13 protein-coding genes are annotated in these 14,388 nt (G+C 73.0%); 6 read left to right on the forward strand and 7 right to left on the reverse strand.

Annotated features, from left to right (window positions below):
- Positions 1-13 precede the first annotated feature (13 nt).
- From ACQF4J_RS19230 to ACQF4J_RS19240, 3 genes are read left to right on the forward strand one after another with little or no spacing between them, the layout of a single operon-like run.
- Positions 14-1,576, forward strand: a complete 1,563-nt coding sequence (locus ACQF4J_RS19230) for a class I adenylate-forming enzyme family protein (RefSeq protein WP_351562513.1) — start codon at positions 14-16, stop codon at positions 1,574-1,576.
- The gene (locus ACQF4J_RS19235) at positions 1,573-2,748 is read left to right on the forward strand and encodes an FAD-dependent monooxygenase (RefSeq protein ID WP_351562515.1); all 1,176 of its coding nucleotides are present in this window, start codon (positions 1,573-1,575) and stop codon (positions 2,746-2,748) included. Before ACQF4J_RS19230 ends, ACQF4J_RS19235 begins: the two co-directional genes overlap by 4 nt.
- A 19-nt stretch (positions 2,749-2,767) precedes the next feature.
- Positions 2,768-3,580 carry an aminotransferase class IV gene (locus ACQF4J_RS19240; RefSeq protein WP_427166259.1) on the forward strand — a complete coding sequence of 271 codons (813 nt, stop codon included), beginning with the start codon at positions 2,768-2,770 and terminating at the stop codon, positions 3,578-3,580.
- 57 nt (positions 3,581-3,637) lie between these two features.
- On the opposite strand, the gene ACQF4J_RS19245 is transcribed toward ACQF4J_RS19240, so the two are convergent.
- Positions 3,638-4,123 (reverse strand): carboxymuconolactone decarboxylase family protein, encoded by a 486-nt coding sequence (locus ACQF4J_RS19245; protein ID WP_351562519.1) that lies wholly within the window; start codon positions 4,121-4,123, stop codon positions 3,638-3,640.
- A gap of 25 nt (positions 4,124-4,148) precedes the next feature.
- Positions 4,149-5,549, reverse strand: coding sequence for a PLP-dependent aminotransferase family protein (locus ACQF4J_RS19250; RefSeq protein WP_351562521.1), 1,401 nt, complete (start codon positions 5,547-5,549; stop codon positions 4,149-4,151).
- A gap of 47 nt (positions 5,550-5,596) precedes the next feature.
- Between ACQF4J_RS19250 and ACQF4J_RS19255 the strand changes: the two genes are divergently transcribed.
- Genes ACQF4J_RS19255 through ACQF4J_RS19265 form a run of 3 tightly spaced genes read left to right on the forward strand, consistent with a single transcriptional unit; the run spans position 5,597 to position 7,265 of the window.
- Entirely contained in the window at positions 5,597-6,097 is a 501-nt protein-coding gene (locus ACQF4J_RS19255; RefSeq protein WP_427166262.1) for a carboxymuconolactone decarboxylase family protein, read from the forward strand.
- On the forward strand, positions 6,094-6,543 hold the full coding sequence (locus tag ACQF4J_RS19260; RefSeq protein WP_427166264.1) for a carboxymuconolactone decarboxylase family protein: 450 nt from the start codon (positions 6,094-6,096) through the stop codon (positions 6,541-6,543). Before ACQF4J_RS19255 ends, ACQF4J_RS19260 begins: the two co-directional genes overlap by 4 nt.
- Positions 6,540-7,265 carry an isocitrate lyase/PEP mutase family protein gene (locus ACQF4J_RS19265; RefSeq protein ID WP_427166266.1) on the forward strand — a complete coding sequence of 242 codons (726 nt, stop codon included), beginning with the start codon at positions 6,540-6,542 and terminating at the stop codon, positions 7,263-7,265. The genes ACQF4J_RS19260 and ACQF4J_RS19265 overlap by 4 nt, the downstream gene beginning before the upstream one ends.
- Here ACQF4J_RS19265 and ACQF4J_RS19270 read toward each other — a convergent pair whose 3' ends face one another.
- The 5 genes from ACQF4J_RS19270 to ACQF4J_RS19290 are packed head-to-tail and all read right to left on the reverse strand — an operon-like array spanning position 7,266 to position 14,357.
- On the reverse strand, positions 7,266-8,219 hold the full coding sequence (locus ACQF4J_RS19270) for an ABC transporter substrate-binding protein (RefSeq protein WP_351803027.1): 954 nt from the start codon (positions 8,217-8,219) through the stop codon (positions 7,266-7,268).
- Position 8,220: 1 nt separating this feature from the next.
- Positions 8,221-10,167, reverse strand: a complete 1,947-nt coding sequence (locus ACQF4J_RS19275) for an ABC transporter permease (RefSeq protein ID WP_351562531.1) — start codon at positions 10,165-10,167, stop codon at positions 8,221-8,223.
- Positions 10,167-11,249: a quaternary amine ABC transporter ATP-binding protein gene (locus ACQF4J_RS19280; RefSeq protein ID WP_427166267.1), complete on the reverse strand. Its 1,083-nt coding sequence runs from the start codon at positions 11,247-11,249 to the stop codon at positions 10,167-10,169. The genes ACQF4J_RS19275 and ACQF4J_RS19280 overlap by 1 nt, the downstream gene beginning before the upstream one ends.
- Positions 11,249-12,778, reverse strand: a complete 1,530-nt coding sequence (locus ACQF4J_RS19285) for a GMC family oxidoreductase (RefSeq protein ID WP_427166269.1) — start codon at positions 12,776-12,778, stop codon at positions 11,249-11,251. The genes ACQF4J_RS19280 and ACQF4J_RS19285 overlap by 1 nt, the downstream gene beginning before the upstream one ends.
- 49 nt (positions 12,779-12,827) lie before the next feature.
- Positions 12,828-14,357, reverse strand: coding sequence for an aldehyde dehydrogenase family protein (locus tag ACQF4J_RS19290; RefSeq protein WP_427166271.1), 1,530 nt, complete (start codon positions 14,355-14,357; stop codon positions 12,828-12,830).
- Positions 14,358-14,388: the final 31 nt, after the last annotated feature.

The following is a 14,388-nucleotide window of genomic DNA, read 5'->3' on the forward strand; positions in this document are numbered from 1 at the left end:
AAGGAACGGCCTCATGCGAGAGCGGCAATCCCCTTTCACCGAGCGGGCGTTCTGTCTCGGTCCCCTGTTCCGGCGGGCGGCCGACCGGCACGGGGCCGTCTTCGTCACGCTGGACCGGCCGCTGGACACCCACCCGGCCCTCGGCGTCGACCTCACCTACACGGCCCTGGCGGACGTCGTCGAGGAGCTGTCCGGGCGGCTGTGGGAGGCGGGCGTACGGCCCTCGGAGCAGGTGGTCGTCCACAAGGCGGACAACGTCGACATCGTGCTGCTGACCTGCGCGGTCTCCCGCATAGGTGCGGTGCCCGTGCTGCTGTCGCCGGCCCTCGCGGGTCCGGTGGCCGGGGAGCTGGTGGCACGTCTCGGGCGGCCGTGGCTGGTCACCGACCGGGCCACGCTGGAGGGGTCGCTGCGGGGCGTGGAGCTGCCCGTGCGCCGGATTCTCTGCGTGGATCCGGCGCCCGGTGCCGAGCACCTGGAGAAGTACGCCGGTGCCGCGCGGCCCGCGCCGGTACGGCTGCACCCCCGGGAACCCGCCCTGATCACCCACAGTTCGGGCACGACCGGCGTGCCCAAGCTCGCCGTGCACTGCGCGAACACCATGTGGAACCGGCTCGTGCCGCAGCAGGCGATGGGCTGGCCGACGCGCGGCGAGACCGCGGCCCTGCACATGTCGTTCGTGCACTCGCGCTTCTACCATCTCCTAGGCGTCCTGCTGCACTTCGGCAGCCCTCTGGTGCTGATCACCGACCCCGACCCGGCGCGCGTGGGACCGCTGCTGGTCCGGCACCGGCCCGGCATCGTGGAGACGCACCCCAACACCTTCGTGCTGTGGGAGGAACTGGCCGACGCGCCCGGCGGCCCGCTGTCCCGGGTGAAGTCCTACGGCTCGACGTTCGACGCGATCCATCCGCGGACGGTACGGCGGCTGCTGGACGCCTCGAAGCGGCGTACGCCCTGGCTGATCCAGCTGTACGGGCAGAGCGAGACGGGGCCGGTCGCCTTCCAGTGGTTCACCCGGCGCAGCGCCGGGCGCGCGGACGGGCGGCGGGTCGGCATCGGCATCCCCGGCTTCACCCGGGTCCGGGTCACCGGTCCCGACGGGCGGCCCGCCGCCCCCGGTGCGCCCGGCCGGATCGAGGCCCGCACCCGCGGCCGCATCCTCACCTACCTCGGCATGCGGGACCGCTACGAACGCCAGCTCACCGACGGCTGGTGGGACATGGGCGACATGGGCTGCCGCGGCAGGCTGGGGGTGCTGCGCCTGATCGACCGGGAGATCGACCGGATCGACTCGGTGGACAGCAATCTGGCGGTGGAGGACACGCTGATGGAGCGGCTGGAGGAACTGCGTGAGGTCGTCATCGTGCCGGGCGCGGACCGGGAACCGGTGCCCGTGGTGTGCGTACGGGGGGAGCGGCCGCTGGATCCGGAGCGGTGGCGGCGGGCGACGGCCGATCTGCCGGCGCTGGCCGAACCCCGCCAGTGGCGGTTCGAGGATCTGCCGATGACGGCGACCTGGAAGGTGAAACGGGTCGAGATCAGCCGGATGCTGGCCCAGGGCGCGCACACGTGACACCGGTCGTGGTGGTGGGCGCCGGGCCCGTGGGACTGTCGGCGGCGCTCGGGCTGCGGGCGCGCGGCCTGCCCGTCGTGCTGCTGGAGGCCGAGACGGAGGACCGGGTACGGCCGGGCAGCCGGGCCCTGTTCGTGCACCGGGAGACGCTCGCGCTGCTCGACGGCATGCAGCCGGGGCTGGCCGGGGAGATCACCTCGTACGGCAGGACCTGGCAGACCAGGCGCACCCTCTACCGGGGCCGCGAGGTGTACGCCCGCACCTTCGCGCCGCCGTCCGGCCTGCCGCCCTTCACCAGCCTGCGCCAGGTGGACACCGAGCGCTTCCTGCGGGCCGCCTGCGAACGGGCCGGGGTGGAGGTCGTGTGGGGTGCCCAAGTGGCGTCCGTCGATGCCCGCGCCACGGGCGTCTCGCTGGTCTGCGCGGACGGGCGCGAGTGGGAGGCCGGGTACGTCGTGGCGGCCGACGGGGCGCGGTCCGCGGTGCGGCGCGGGCTGGGCATCGCCATGGAGGGCGAGCGGGGCGAGGGGTTCCATGTCGTCGTCGACGTCGCCGAACTCCCGGACGGCGGGCTGCCGCCGGAGCGGGTCTTCCACTACGAGCATCCTGGCGTCGGCGGGCGCACCGTGATGCGGGTGCCGTTCACCGGGGGCTTCCAGGTCGACCTGCAGTGCCGGGACGACGACGCGCAGGAGGACTTCGGCACGCGGGAGGCGGTGCGGCGGTGGCTTCCCGCGGTCGTCGGGGAGGCGTACGCCGACCGGCTGCTGTGGGTGTCGACGTACCGCTTCCTGCGCATGGTCGCGGCGTCGTTCACCGACCGGCACGCAAGGGTCCTGCTGGCGGGCGAGGCGGCGCATCTCTTCCCGCCGTTCGGGGCGCGGGGCATGAACAGCGGGATCGCGGACGCGGCGGCGGCCGCGCGGGCGGTCGCGGCCGGGACGGCGGAGGCGGTGGCCGAGTTCGCCGCGGTGCGGCGGGCCGCGGGGCTGTTCAACAGCGAGGCCGCCGGGCTGGCCCTGGACCATCTGCGGCCACGGCGGATCGTGCGGGTCAGACAGCGTGCGGCGGCGGCCCTCGCGCCGGTGCTGCCGTGCTGCGGCTCGTGGCTGGAGCACGCGCCGTACGGGCCCCGGCACGGGGCGCCGGCCGTCGCGGGCCGCAAGTACTGAGACCTGAAGAGGTACGGCTGTGACTCGACCCGTCATCGTGGAGGGCCTGTCGGCGTGGACACCGGCCGCCGGGCTGCGGCCGGCCGGGGAGGCGGGCGGGCGGCTGCTCGTCGCGGACTCCTGGCTGGTGCGGGACGGCAGGGTGCGCGGGCTGGAACGGCACCGGGAGCGGTTCCTGCGGGCGTGCGGCGAGTGCGGTGGGCCGCCGCTGCAGCGGCTGCTGGAGTTCTGGCAGGACATGACGGCCGCGCTGCCGCGCACCGGCGAGTGGTTTCCCCGCGTGGAACTCGCCGCCGGGTCACTGGAGTTGAGGCTGCTGGTGCGGCATGCTCCGCCGCTCGGGGACGGGGTGCGGGTGTGGGCGTCCGGACAGTCCGATCCGCGGACCGTGCCCCGCCGCAAGGGCCCCGACCTGGACACCCTGGCCCGGGTGCGCGACCGGGCGGCCGGGGAGGGCGCGCAGGAGGCGGTGCTCGTCGCGCCCACCGGGACCGTGCTGGAGGCGGCCACCGCGAGCGTGCTGTGGTGGGAGGGCGACACCCTGTGCCTGCCGCCGCCGGGGCTGCCGGTCCTGCCCGGGGTGACCGTCGCCCTGATCCAGGAGCGGGCCCGCCGCGAGGGCGTCCGGGTCGCCCACCGCGAGCGGACGGTGGCCGAGCTGGACGACCGCGAGGTGTGGCTGGTGAACGCGCTGCACGGCATCCGGCCGGTCACGGGCTGGACGGGCGGGCCGGCCGACCCGACGGGGTCGATGCGGGCGGCCGCGGCGGTGCGTGCGCCTGAATGGCGGAAATGGCTCGACGAGATGATGGAGCCGCTGCCGCGGAATTAGGACGGGTGACGGGCACCGAATACGGGCATCGGGAATTCCCGATGCCCGTGTTCGGCGTCATTTTTTCGCTGGCTGATAGGCCCCGGGTGCCATTCGTGTGGCGATGGCGATCCGGTTGTAGGCGTTGATGACGGTGGCCGCCCAGATCAGTGCCGCGAGCTGCGCCTCGTCGAAGACCCCGGCGGCCCCGGCGTAGACCGCGTCCGGTACGCGGCCGTCGGCGACGAGGGTCACCGCCTCGGTCAACTCCAGTGCCGCGCGCTCCCGTTCGGTGAAGAAGGGAGTCTCCCGCCAGGCGTTCAGAGCGTAGATCCGCTGCTCGGTCTCGCCCGCGGCCCGGGCGTCCTTGGTGTGCATGTCGAGGCAGAACGCGCAGCCGTTGATCTGGGAGGCGCGGATGCGGATCAGTTCCAGGAGTTCGGGTTCGACTTTCGCGTCCTGGGCCGCGGAAACGGCGGCGGCGTGCAGGGAGCCCATCGCCTTCGATACATCCGGGGTGATTTGCTTGAGGGCCACTCGGGATATGGAATCGCTGTCGCTCATGGGGCGACTCTAATACGTCCGGTATTCATTGGCGGGCGTATTCCGGAAGCGCGGAGCACAGGGCGTCCAGGGCTCCGGACCAGGCGTGGTCGGGTGGGGTTCCGTACCCCACGACGAGGGCGTCGCGCTGTTCGACGCTCGCCTCCGGGTGCCGGTAGCGCCGCAGCCCGTGCAGGGCGAGGCCCCGCCAGTCCGCCGCGCGCACTGTCGCCCGCTCAGTGTCGGGCGGCAGGCGCAGCACCACGTGCAGGCCGGCCGCGATGCCGGTGGCGTGGACGTGCGGGGCGCGGCGGGCGACCTCCGCCACGAGGGCGTCACGGCGGCGCCGGTAGCGCAGCCGGGCGGCGCGTACGTGCCGGTCGTAGGCGCCGGAGAGGATGAACTCGGCGAGGGTCAGCTGGTCCAGGGCCCCGCAGGCGTCGATGTGCCCCTTGGCCCGGGCCGCCTCCCGCGCGAGGTCCGGCGGCAGCACCAGCCAGGCCAGTCGCAGGCCGGGGGCGAGGGACTTGCTGGCCGTGCCGGCGTGGACGACGTGGTCGGGGTCGAGGCCCTGCAGGGCGCCGACGGGCTGGCGGTCGTAGCGGAACTCGCCGTCGTAGTCGTCCTCGACGACCACGCCGCCGGTGCGGCGCGCCCAGTCCACGACGGCCGCCCGCCGGTCGCGGTGCAGGGTGCCGCCCATCGGGAACTGGTGGGCTGGGGTGAGCAGCACGGCGGACTGTTCGGTCAACTCCCGTGGATCGGTGCCCCGTTCGTCGTACGGCAGCGGTACGGTGCGCAGGCCGGCGTCGGCGAGCAGGTCCCAGTGCGCGGGGAGGCCGTACGACTCCACGGCGATGGTGCTCGCGCCGCGGGCCCGCAGCACCGCGCCCAGGACGCGCAGGCCGTGCGAGATGCCGGCGCAGACCAGGATGCGTTCGGGGTCGGCGCGTACGCCCCGCGCGCGGGCCAGGTAGCCGGCGAGGGCGGTGCGCAGTTCGGCGCGGCCCCGGGGATCGCCGTAGTCGAGTGCCTGGTTCGGTGCCGCGGCCAGGGCCCGGCGGGCCGCCTTGAGCCACTGTGCACGGGGGAAGGAGCCGAGGTCGGGGGTGCCGGGGACCAGGCTGTGGGCGGGGCCGGAGCGGGGGCGGTGACGGGGGGCGGCATCGGTGGGGGGTACGACCGTTCGCTCGGCGACCCGGGTGCCCGAGCCCTGCCGGGCGGTCAGCCAGCCCTCCGCGACCAGGTCGGTGTAGGCCTCGGCGACCGTGTTGCGGGCGATACCCAGGTCGGCGGCGAGGGCCCGGGAGGACGGCAGTCGGGTGCCGGGGGCCAGGCGGCCGGTGCGGACGGCCTCGCGCAGGGCGTCGGTCAGGCCCCGGCGCAGCCCCGGTCCGGCCGGTTCCAGGTGGAGGTCCAAGCCCAGAGTGGCCCAAGGTTTCGGCATGGAACTGGACCATACTCCTGGGCTGCCTCGCTCCTAGGGTCGGTGGCATGACCACACACGAGGACACCGCGACCTACGCGCCCGAACACACCCCACGCCTGGACTGGACCGCGCTCGCCCCGGACGTCTTCAAGGCCATGCTCCGGCTGGACGCGGCGGCCCGGCAGGGCCTCGACGCGCGGCTGCTGGAGCTGGTGAGGATCCGCGCCTCGCAGATCAACCACTGCGCCCGCTGCCTCGACATGCACACCAAGGACGCGCTGGCCGCCGGGGAGAGCGTCGAGCGGATCATCCAGCTCAGCGCGTGGGAGGAGTCCGCGCACTTCTACACCGAGCGGGAGCTCGCGGCCCTGGAACTGACCGAGGCGGTGACCGTCCTGACGGACGGTTTCGTGCCCGACGCGGTGTACGAGAGGGCGGCCAAGCACTTCGAGGAGGCGGAACTGGCCCAGCTGATCGCCGCGATCGCGGTGATCAACGCCTGGAACCGGTTCGGCGTCACCTGCCGGGGCGAGGTCGGCCACTACCAGCCGGGGCAGTACAAGTGACCGCCAGAACGCGGCTGTTGGACCCGGCGGTGGGCAAGGCCATGTCGGCGCTGAGTGCCGCCGCGAAGCGGGGCCTCGGCGACCCCGCCCTGGCCGAGCTGGTCGTCATCCGGGCCTCGCAGCTCAACCACTGCGCCTTCTGCCTGGACATGCACCTCGCCCTCGCCCGCGGGCACGGCGTGGAGGAGAAGCAGCTGGACCTGCTGGCCGCCTGGGAGGAGGCCGGGGAGGACGTCTTCGACGAGCGGGAGCGGGCCGCGCTCGCGCTGACGGAGGCGGTGACCGTCCTGACGGACGGCTTCGTGCCCGACGCGGTGTACGAAAGGGCGGCCAAGCACTTCGACGAGGCCGGGCTCGCCCATCTCGTCTCCCTGGTCGTCGCCATCAACAACTGGAACCGGGTGATGGTCGCGCGCCGGATCCCGCCGGGGGGATACACGCCGTGAGCAAGGTGGAAGCGTTCCGCGCGCTGCACAGGGGCCGTCTGCCGGGCGACCCGCTGGTTCTGCCCGGACCGTGGGACGCGGTCAGCGCGCGCATCTTCGAGGAGGCGGGGTTCCCGGCGCTCGCCACGCCCAGCGCGGGGATCGCCGCGTCGCTCGGGTACGCGGACGGGGACACGCCGGCCGACGAGATGTTCGCCGCGGTGGCGCGCGTCTGCCGGGCCGTGGACGTGCCCGTGTCGGCCGACATCGAGGACGGGTACGGGCTGGCGCCGAAGGAGCTGGTGGAGCGGCTGCTGGAGGCGGGGGCCGTGGGCTGCAACCTGGAGGACTCCGCCGGGGGCGCCCTCACGGACCCGCACGCGCACGCCGAGTGGCTGGCCGAGGTGCGGTACGCGGCCGGTGACCTGCTGTTCGTCAACGCCCGCGTCGACGTCTTCGCCCACGGCGACGGCGCACCCGAACGGGCCATAGAACGGGCCGCGTTGTACGTCGCCGCGGGCGCCGACTGCGTCTATCCGATCGGCGCCCCCACGGGCGTACTGCCCCTGCTGCGGTCCGGCATCCAGGGGCCGATCAACGTGTACTCCAAGCTGGAGGGCGGCCCCGCGCCCGCCGAGCTCGGTGAACTGGGGGCCACCCGCGTCACGTTCGGGCCGACCCTGCAGCGCTGGTCGGCGCTGGCGCTGCAGGGGATGACCGGCGAGCTGAAGAAGCGGATGTGATCAGGACAGCCATGCCTTCCAGGTGGAGGCGTGGCCGTCCACCCACTTCTTCGCCGCCTGCTCCGGCGACAGCTTCTCGTCGGCGATCATCAGGGAGACCTCGTTCTGGTCCTCGGTCGTCCAGCGGAACTTCTTCAGGAACGCAGCCGCCTTGCCGCCGTTCTTCGCGAAGCCCGCGTTGAGGTACTTCTGAAGCGGGGTGTGCGGGTAGGCGCAGGCGACCTTCGCCGGGTCCGCGTCGCAGCCCTCCTTGTACGGCGGCAGCTTCACCTCGGTCATCGGGACCTTCTTGAACAGCCACTGCGGGGCGTACCAGTACGTCAGGAAGGGCTTCTTCTCCTTGGCGAACTGCTTCATCTGCGTGATCTGCGCCGCCTCGGACCCCGCGAACACGACCTGGTAGTCCAGCTTCAGGTTCTTCACCAGCGCCTTGTCGTTGGTGACGTAGGACGGGGAGCCGTCCATCAGCTGGCCCTTGCCGCCGCTCTCCGCGGTGCGGAACAAAGACGAGTACTTGTTCAGGTTCTTCCAGTTCGTGATGTCGGGGTGCTGCTTGACCAGGTAGGTCGGCACGTACCAGCCGATGTGGCCGGTCACGCCGAGGCCGCCGGCGCGGGTGATGGTCTTCTTGTCGGTGACGTACCGCTTCTCCTGGTCGGGGTGGCCCCAGTCCTCCAGGATCGCGTCGACCCGGCCCTGGCTGAGCGCGTCCCAGGCGGGGACCTCGTCGACCTGGACGGTGTCGACGCGGTAGCCCAGCTTGTGCTCCAGCAGGTACTGGGCGACGGCCACGTTGGCCTGCGCGCCGACCCAGGACTGCACGGACAGGGTCACGCTCTTGGTGCCCCCGGCGTTGGCGAAGGGGGACGCCTGCTTGGTCATGTCGGCGGCGCCGCAGCCGGTGAGCAGCGCCAGCGAGGCGACCGCGGCGGTCGTGGTGATACGGAGTCGCATGTCACGCCCCCTTCTGCGCGCGGCGTTCGGTCGGCTGGGTCACCCGGTCGAGCATCAGCCCCAGGCAGACGATCGCCGCCCCCGCCACCAGGCCGGTCGCCAGGTCGCCCTGCGCGAGGCCGAACACGACGTCGTAGCCGAGCGCGCCACCGCCGACCAGGCCGCCGATGATGACGACGGCGAGGACGAGGACCACGCCCTGGTTGACGGCGAGCAGCAACGCCGGCCGGGCGAGCGGGAGTTGGACCTGGCGCAGCTGCTGGGCGGGGGTCGCGCCGAGCGAGCGGGCCGACTCCAGGGCGGCCGGGTCGACCTGCCGCAGCCCCTGTGTGGTGATGCGGACGACGGCGGGCAGCGCGTAGACGACGGCCGCCGCGACGGCCGGCGCGCGGCCCACCCCGAACAGGGCCACGACCGGGATGAGGTACACGAACTGCGGCATCGTCTGGAAGACGTCCAGGACCGGCCTGAGCAGGCGCTCGAAGCGGTCGCTGCGGGCCGCCGCGATACCCGTCGCGAAGCCGAGCACGAGGGTGACGGCGACGGCCGCCAGCACCTGGGAGAGGGTGTCCAGGGACGGCTTCCACACGCCCAGGACACCGATCGCGGCCATGGCGAGGACGGCGGTCAGGGCGGTGCGCCAGGTGCCGATCAACCAGGCCAGGGCGGCGACCACGAGCAGCACCGACCACCAGGGCAGCCACTGCAGGCCGCCGCGGATCGGGTCGAGGACCCAGGTGGTGAAGTGGCCCGCCCAGTCGGCGGTGCCGCCCACGACGGGCACGCCCGAGTAGAGGTGCGCGGTCATCCAGTCGACGGCCCGGTTCACCGGGTCGGCGATGTTCAGCGTCCAGGAGCCGGGCCAGTCGAGGCGGCCCGCGAGGCGTCCTGCGAGCGCCACCGCGACGGCGGCGACGGCCGCGTACAGCCAGCCGCGCCGGGTGTTCTCGTGCTCCTCGCCCGCCTGCTCGCCGGCCGCGCAGGTGACACGGTCCAGGACGACGGCCAGCAGCACGATCGGGATGCCGGCGGCGAGGGCCGCGCCGACGTCGACCGAGGCCAGCGCCTGGTAGACGCGGTCACCGAGGCCGGCGGCGCCGATGACGGACGCGATGACCGCCATGGACAGGGCCATCATGATCGACTGGTTGAGGCCGAGGAGGAGTTCCTTGCGGGCCAGCGGCAGGCGGGCGGTCAGCAGCCGCTGGCGGGCGGTGGCGCCGAGCGAGTCGACGGCCTCGAGGACCTCCTTGTCCGCGCCGCGCAGGCCGAGGGAGGTGAGACGGGCCATCGGCGGGGCGGCGTAGACGACGGTGGCCAGGACGGCCGCGGGCACGCCGATGCCGAAGACCAGTACGACGGGCAGCAGGTAGGCGAAGGCGGGCAGGACCTGCATGGTGTCCAGGACCGGGCGCAGGGCGCGGTCCAGGCGGTCCGAGAGGCCGGCGCCCAGGCCCAGCACCATGCCGACGAGCACCGACGCGAGGACGGCCACCACCATCAGGGCGAGCGTCTGCATCGTCGGGATCCACATGCCGAGCAGACCGCAGGCGAGGAACGCCGCCGCGGTGCCGAGGGCCAGCTTCACCCCGGCGACCCGCCAGGCCACGAGGGCGCCGATCGCGGTGACGCCGGCCCAGCCCGCGGCCAGCAGGACCAGGTAGACGGCGCGTACGGAGACGACGACCGCGTTGCTGACGTAGCCGAAGCCGTAGAGGAACAGGGGGTGGCTGTCGCGGTTGTCGATGATCCAGTCGCTGACGTGGGTCAGCGGCTTGGAGAGGTCGACGGTGAGGGCGGCGGGCCAACTGCCGCTGGCCCAGCGGGCGTCGGCGAGCGGCACCAGGACCGCCGCGGCCAGCGCCAGGAGCAGCAGTTTGTGCGCGGCCCGGTGTTTGAGGAAGCCGGGCACGGCAACCCGGGGCGCGGACGTGGTGAGGGTCGCCATCACGCCGCCTCCTTCCGCGGCTCCGTTCCGGCGACGACACCGAGGAGCCTTTCGTGGTCGACGACACCGACGCAGCGTCCGTCGTCCACGACGCACGCCGGCTTGCCGCTGCGGGCGACGACCTTGATCGCGTCGGCGACGAGCTCGCCGGGGGCCAGGGCCCCGGGGTGCTCGCGGCCGCCGCAGCCGCCGGGGCGCATGGCGGTGCGCACCGTCATGACCTGGTCGCGGGAGACGTCCCGGACGAACTCGCGGACGTAGTCGTCGGCCGGGCTGCCCACGATCTGTTCCGGGGTACCCAGCTGCACCACCCGGCCGTCGCGCATCAGGGCGATGCGGTCGCCGAGTTTCAGGGCCTCGCTCAGGTCGTGGGTGATGAAGACCATCGTGCGGCCCTCCTCGCGGTGCAGTCGGATCACCTCCTCCTGCATGTCACGCCGGATCAGCGGGTCGAGGGCGCTGAACGGCTCGTCGAACAGCAGGACCTCCGGGTCCACCGCCAGCGCCCGTGCCAGGCCGACGCGTTGCCGCTGACCGCCGGAGAGCTGACCGGGGCGGCGCTGCTCCATGCCCTCCAGGCCGACCTTGGTGACGACCTCGGCGGCGCGCTCGCGGCGCTCGGCCTTGGCGACGCCCTGGATCTCCAGGCCGTACGCCACGTTGTCGATGACCGTGCGGTGCGGCAGCAGGCCGAAGTGCTGGAAGACCATCGCGGCCCGGTGGCGGCGCAGTTCACGCAGCCGGGACCTGTCCATGGCGCGGACGTCCTCGCCGTCGATGGCGATGGTGCCGGCCGTCGGCTCGATGAGCCGGGTCAGGCAGCGCACCAGCGTGGACTTGCCGGAGCCCGACAGGCCCATGACCACGAAGACCTCGCCCTTGCGCACGTCGAAGGAGACGTCGCGGACCGCGGCCGTGCAGCCGGTGCGGGCGCGCAGCTCGGCGGGGTCGAGGGCGGTCAGTTCGGGGTCGGCCGGAATCCGGTCGGCCTTGGGGCCGAAGACCTTCCACAGGCCGTCGACGGAGAAGACCGGTTCACCCACGGCCGTGTCCTTGGTCGTCGTGTCCAGGGTCGTACTCATCACGCACCACCTCCGATCAGGTCGACGGCCCTCTCCCCGACCATGAGGACCCCGATCATCGGGTTCACGGCGGTCATCGTCGGGAAGACCGAGGCGTCCGCGATACGGATGCCGTCCAGGCCTCGAATTCTCAACTCCGGGTCCACTACGGCCAGTTCGTCGTCGGCCGCGCCCATCCTGCAGGTGCCCGCCGGGTGGTACACGGTGTGCGCCACCTTGCGGGCGTACTCGCTCAGTTCCTCGTCGCCCGTGATGTGCGGCCCGGGGGCCACCTCGCGCCTGAGCCAGCCGGCCAGCGGCTCGGTCTTCGCGATCTCGCGGGCGATGCGGATGCCGTCGACCAGCGTCCGGGCGTCGTAGTCGTCCTCGTCGGTGAAGTAGCGGAAGTCCAGGGCGGGCTTGACCGAGGGGTCGGCGCTGGTCAGGTACAGCCGGCCGCGGCTCCTGGGCTTGGGGATGTTCGGGGTCATCGAGACGCCGAACTCCGGCTTCTCGTAGCCCAGCCGCTCCGGGTTGTCGGTGAAGGGGACCTGGTAGAAGTGGAACATCAGGTCCGGACCGGCGTGGTCGGGGTCGCGGCGCACGAACAGGCCGGCGTCGCTGTCCATCGCGGAGTTCTCCGGGATCGGGCCGTCGGTCTCCCAGACGATCACCGACTCGGGGTGGTCGAGCAGGTTCTCGCCGACGCCCGGCAGGTCGTGCACGACCGGGATGCCCAGCGCCTCCAGGTCGGCGCGGGGGCCGATGCCGGAGTGCAGGAGCAGGCGCGGGGAGTCCACGGCGCCGGCGCACAGGACGACCTCGCGGCGAGCCCGTATCAGCAGGTCCTCGCCGTCCTTGGTGCGCACGTGCACACCCTCGGCGCGGGTGCCGTCCAGCTCCAGCCGGTGGGCCCAGGTCTCCAGCAGGATCGTCAGGTTGGGGCGCTCGTCCATCACCGGGTGCAGATACGCCACCGACGCGGACGACCGCTTGTTGTTCTCGGGGTGGTAGGCGAGGTCGAAGAAGCCGGCGCCGTCGTCGAACGGCTTCTTGTTGAAGCCCTCGACGCGGGGGACGCCGAGCGCCTTCTGCGCCGCGTCGACGAAGTCGCGGGCGATGGCGTTGCGGTCCTTCTCGTCGACCGGGACGATGTTGTTCTTCAGCCGCGCGTAGTACGCCTCCATCTGCACCGGGCCCCAGCCCTTGGCGCCGGCCCGCTCCCACTCCTCCCAGTCGGAGGGCAGCGGCTTGAAGGCGATGAGCGTGTTGTGGGAGGAGCAGCCGCCCAGGACACGGGCGCGGCTGTGCCGGATGTGCGAGTTGCCGCGGGGCTGCTCGGTGGTCGGGTAGTCGTAGTCGAGTTCGCCGCCGAGCAGGCCCATCCAGCGGCGCAGCGTCAGCACGTCCTCACGGCCGACGTCGCTGGGGCCGCCCTCGATGACGGCGACGGTGACGTCGGGGTTCTCGGTGAGGCGGGAGGCGATGACGGAGCCCGCCGTACCGCCGCCGATGACGACGTAGTCGTAGGTGTGGTGGTTCTCGGGCATGGGGGTAACTCCAGGTGGGGGCCTGTGGTCGGGCGGGTGCGGGTCGGCGTCAGCCGGCGAACCAGCGGACCGGCTTCGGCGCCAGGTTCTGGTAGACGTGCTTGGTCTCGCGGTACTCGGCCAGTCCGGCGGGGCCGAGTTCGCGGCCCACTCCGCTCTTGCCGAAGCCGCCCCACTCCGCCTGGGGGAGGTAGGGGTGGAAGTCGTTGATCCAGACGGTGCCGTGGCGCAGCCGGCCGGCGACCCGGCGGGCGCGTCCGGCGTCGGCGGTCCAGACGGCGCCGGCGAGTCCGTACTCGGTGTCGTTGGCGAGGGACACGGCCTCGTCCTCGGTGCGGAAGGTCTCCACCGTCAGCACCGGCCCGAAGACCTCCTCGCGCACGACGCGCATCTCGCGGTGGCACTGGTCGAGGACGGTCGGCTCGTAGAAGTAGCCGCCGGCGGGGCGGGCCGGGGTCGGCTCGGGGCGCTTGCCGCCGGTCCGCAGCACGGCGCCCTCCGCCAGGGCGGAGGCGACGTAGTCCTCGACCTTGGCGCGCTGCTGCTCGGAGACGAGCGGTCCACACTCGACGCCGTCCTCGGTGCCGCGGCCGAGCCGGATCTTCGCGGCCCGGCGGGCGAGTTCGGCGACGAAGCGCTCGCGCAGCGACTCCTCGACGATCAGGCGGCCGCCCGCCGAGCAGACCTGGCCGCTGTGGATGAAGGCCGCGTTGAGGGCCTGGTCGACGGCGGTGTCGAAGCCCTCCTCGGTCGCGCAGGCGTCGGCGAAGACGACGTTGGGGTTCTTGCCGCCGAGTTCGAGGGCGACCTTCTTGACGGTGGGCGCGGCGGCCTGGGCGACCTTGGTGCCGCTGACCAGTCCGCCGGTGAAGGAGACCAGGTCGACGTCGGGGTGCTCGGCGAGCCGGGCGCCGACCGAGTGGCCGGGGCCGGTGACGACGCCGGCGACACCGGCGGGCAGACCGGCCTCGGCGAGCAGATCGATGAGGGCGACCGTGGTGAGGGGGGTGATCTCGCTCGGCTTCACGACGAAGGTGTTGCCGGCCGCGAGCGCCGGGGCGATCTTCCAACTCGCCTGGAGGAGCGGGTAGTTCCAGGGGGTGATCAGGGCGCAGACCCCCACGGGCTCGTGGACGACGACGCTGTGGACGTCGGCCGAGCCGGCGTCGACGACGCGGCCTGGGGCCTCGGCCGCGACCAGGTCGGCGAAGTAGCGGAAGGCGTCGGCGACACAGTCGATGTCGATGCGGCCCTCCTCCACGGTCTTGCCGGCGTCGCGGCTCTCCAGTCGGCCAAGACGTTCGCGGTCGCGTATCAGCAGGTCCGCGACGCGGCGCAGGAGGGCGGCGCGGTCGGCGGCGGAGGTGCGCGGCCACTCGCCTTCGTCGAAGGCCCGGCGGGCGGCCGCGACCGCCAGGTCCGTGTCCTTCTCGTCGCCCTCCGCGACCAGAGCGAAGGCCTGGCCGTCGGCGGGGTCGAGGATCTCGCGCGTGGCGCCGGAGACGGCTTCCCGCCAGTCTCCCGCCACGTGGATGGTCGCCTGCGCGTCGAGCTCCAGGGCTTCTGCTCGGTCCGACATGATCGGTTTTGCCTTCCGTTGCTGTCCAGAT

The organism is Streptomyces sp. C1-1, assembly GCF_050214755.1.
Taxonomy (GTDB): Bacteria; Actinomycetota; Actinomycetes; order Streptomycetales; family Streptomycetaceae; genus Streptomyces.

Coding starts and splice junctions, on each gene's coding strand:
- ACQF4J_RS19230 (WP_351562513.1), top strand. CDS start 14: ATGCGAGAGCGGCAATCCCCTTTCACCGAGCGGGCGTTCTGTCTCGGT.
- ACQF4J_RS19245 (WP_351562519.1), bottom strand. CDS start 4,123: ATGAGCGACAGCGATTCCATATCCCGAGTGGCCCTCAAGCAAATCACC.
- ACQF4J_RS19250 (WP_351562521.1), bottom strand. CDS start 5,549: ATGCCGAAACCTTGGGCCACTCTGGGCTTGGACCTCCACCTGGAACCG.
- ACQF4J_RS19255 (WP_427166262.1), top strand. CDS start 5,597: ATGACCACACACGAGGACACCGCGACCTACGCGCCCGAACACACCCCA.
- ACQF4J_RS19270 (WP_351803027.1), bottom strand. CDS start 8,219: ATGCGACTCCGTATCACCACGACCGCCGCGGTCGCCTCGCTGGCGCTG.
- ACQF4J_RS19275 (WP_351562531.1), bottom strand. CDS start 10,167: ATGGCGACCCTCACCACGTCCGCGCCCCGGGTTGCCGTGCCCGGCTTC.
- ACQF4J_RS19280 (WP_427166267.1), bottom strand. CDS start 11,249: ATGAGTACGACCCTGGACACGACGACCAAGGACACGGCCGTGGGTGAA.
- ACQF4J_RS19285 (WP_427166269.1), bottom strand. CDS start 12,778: ATGCCCGAGAACCACCACACCTACGACTACGTCGTCATCGGCGGCGGT.
- ACQF4J_RS19290 (WP_427166271.1), bottom strand. CDS start 14,357: ATGTCGGACCGAGCAGAAGCCCTGGAGCTCGACGCGCAGGCGACCATC.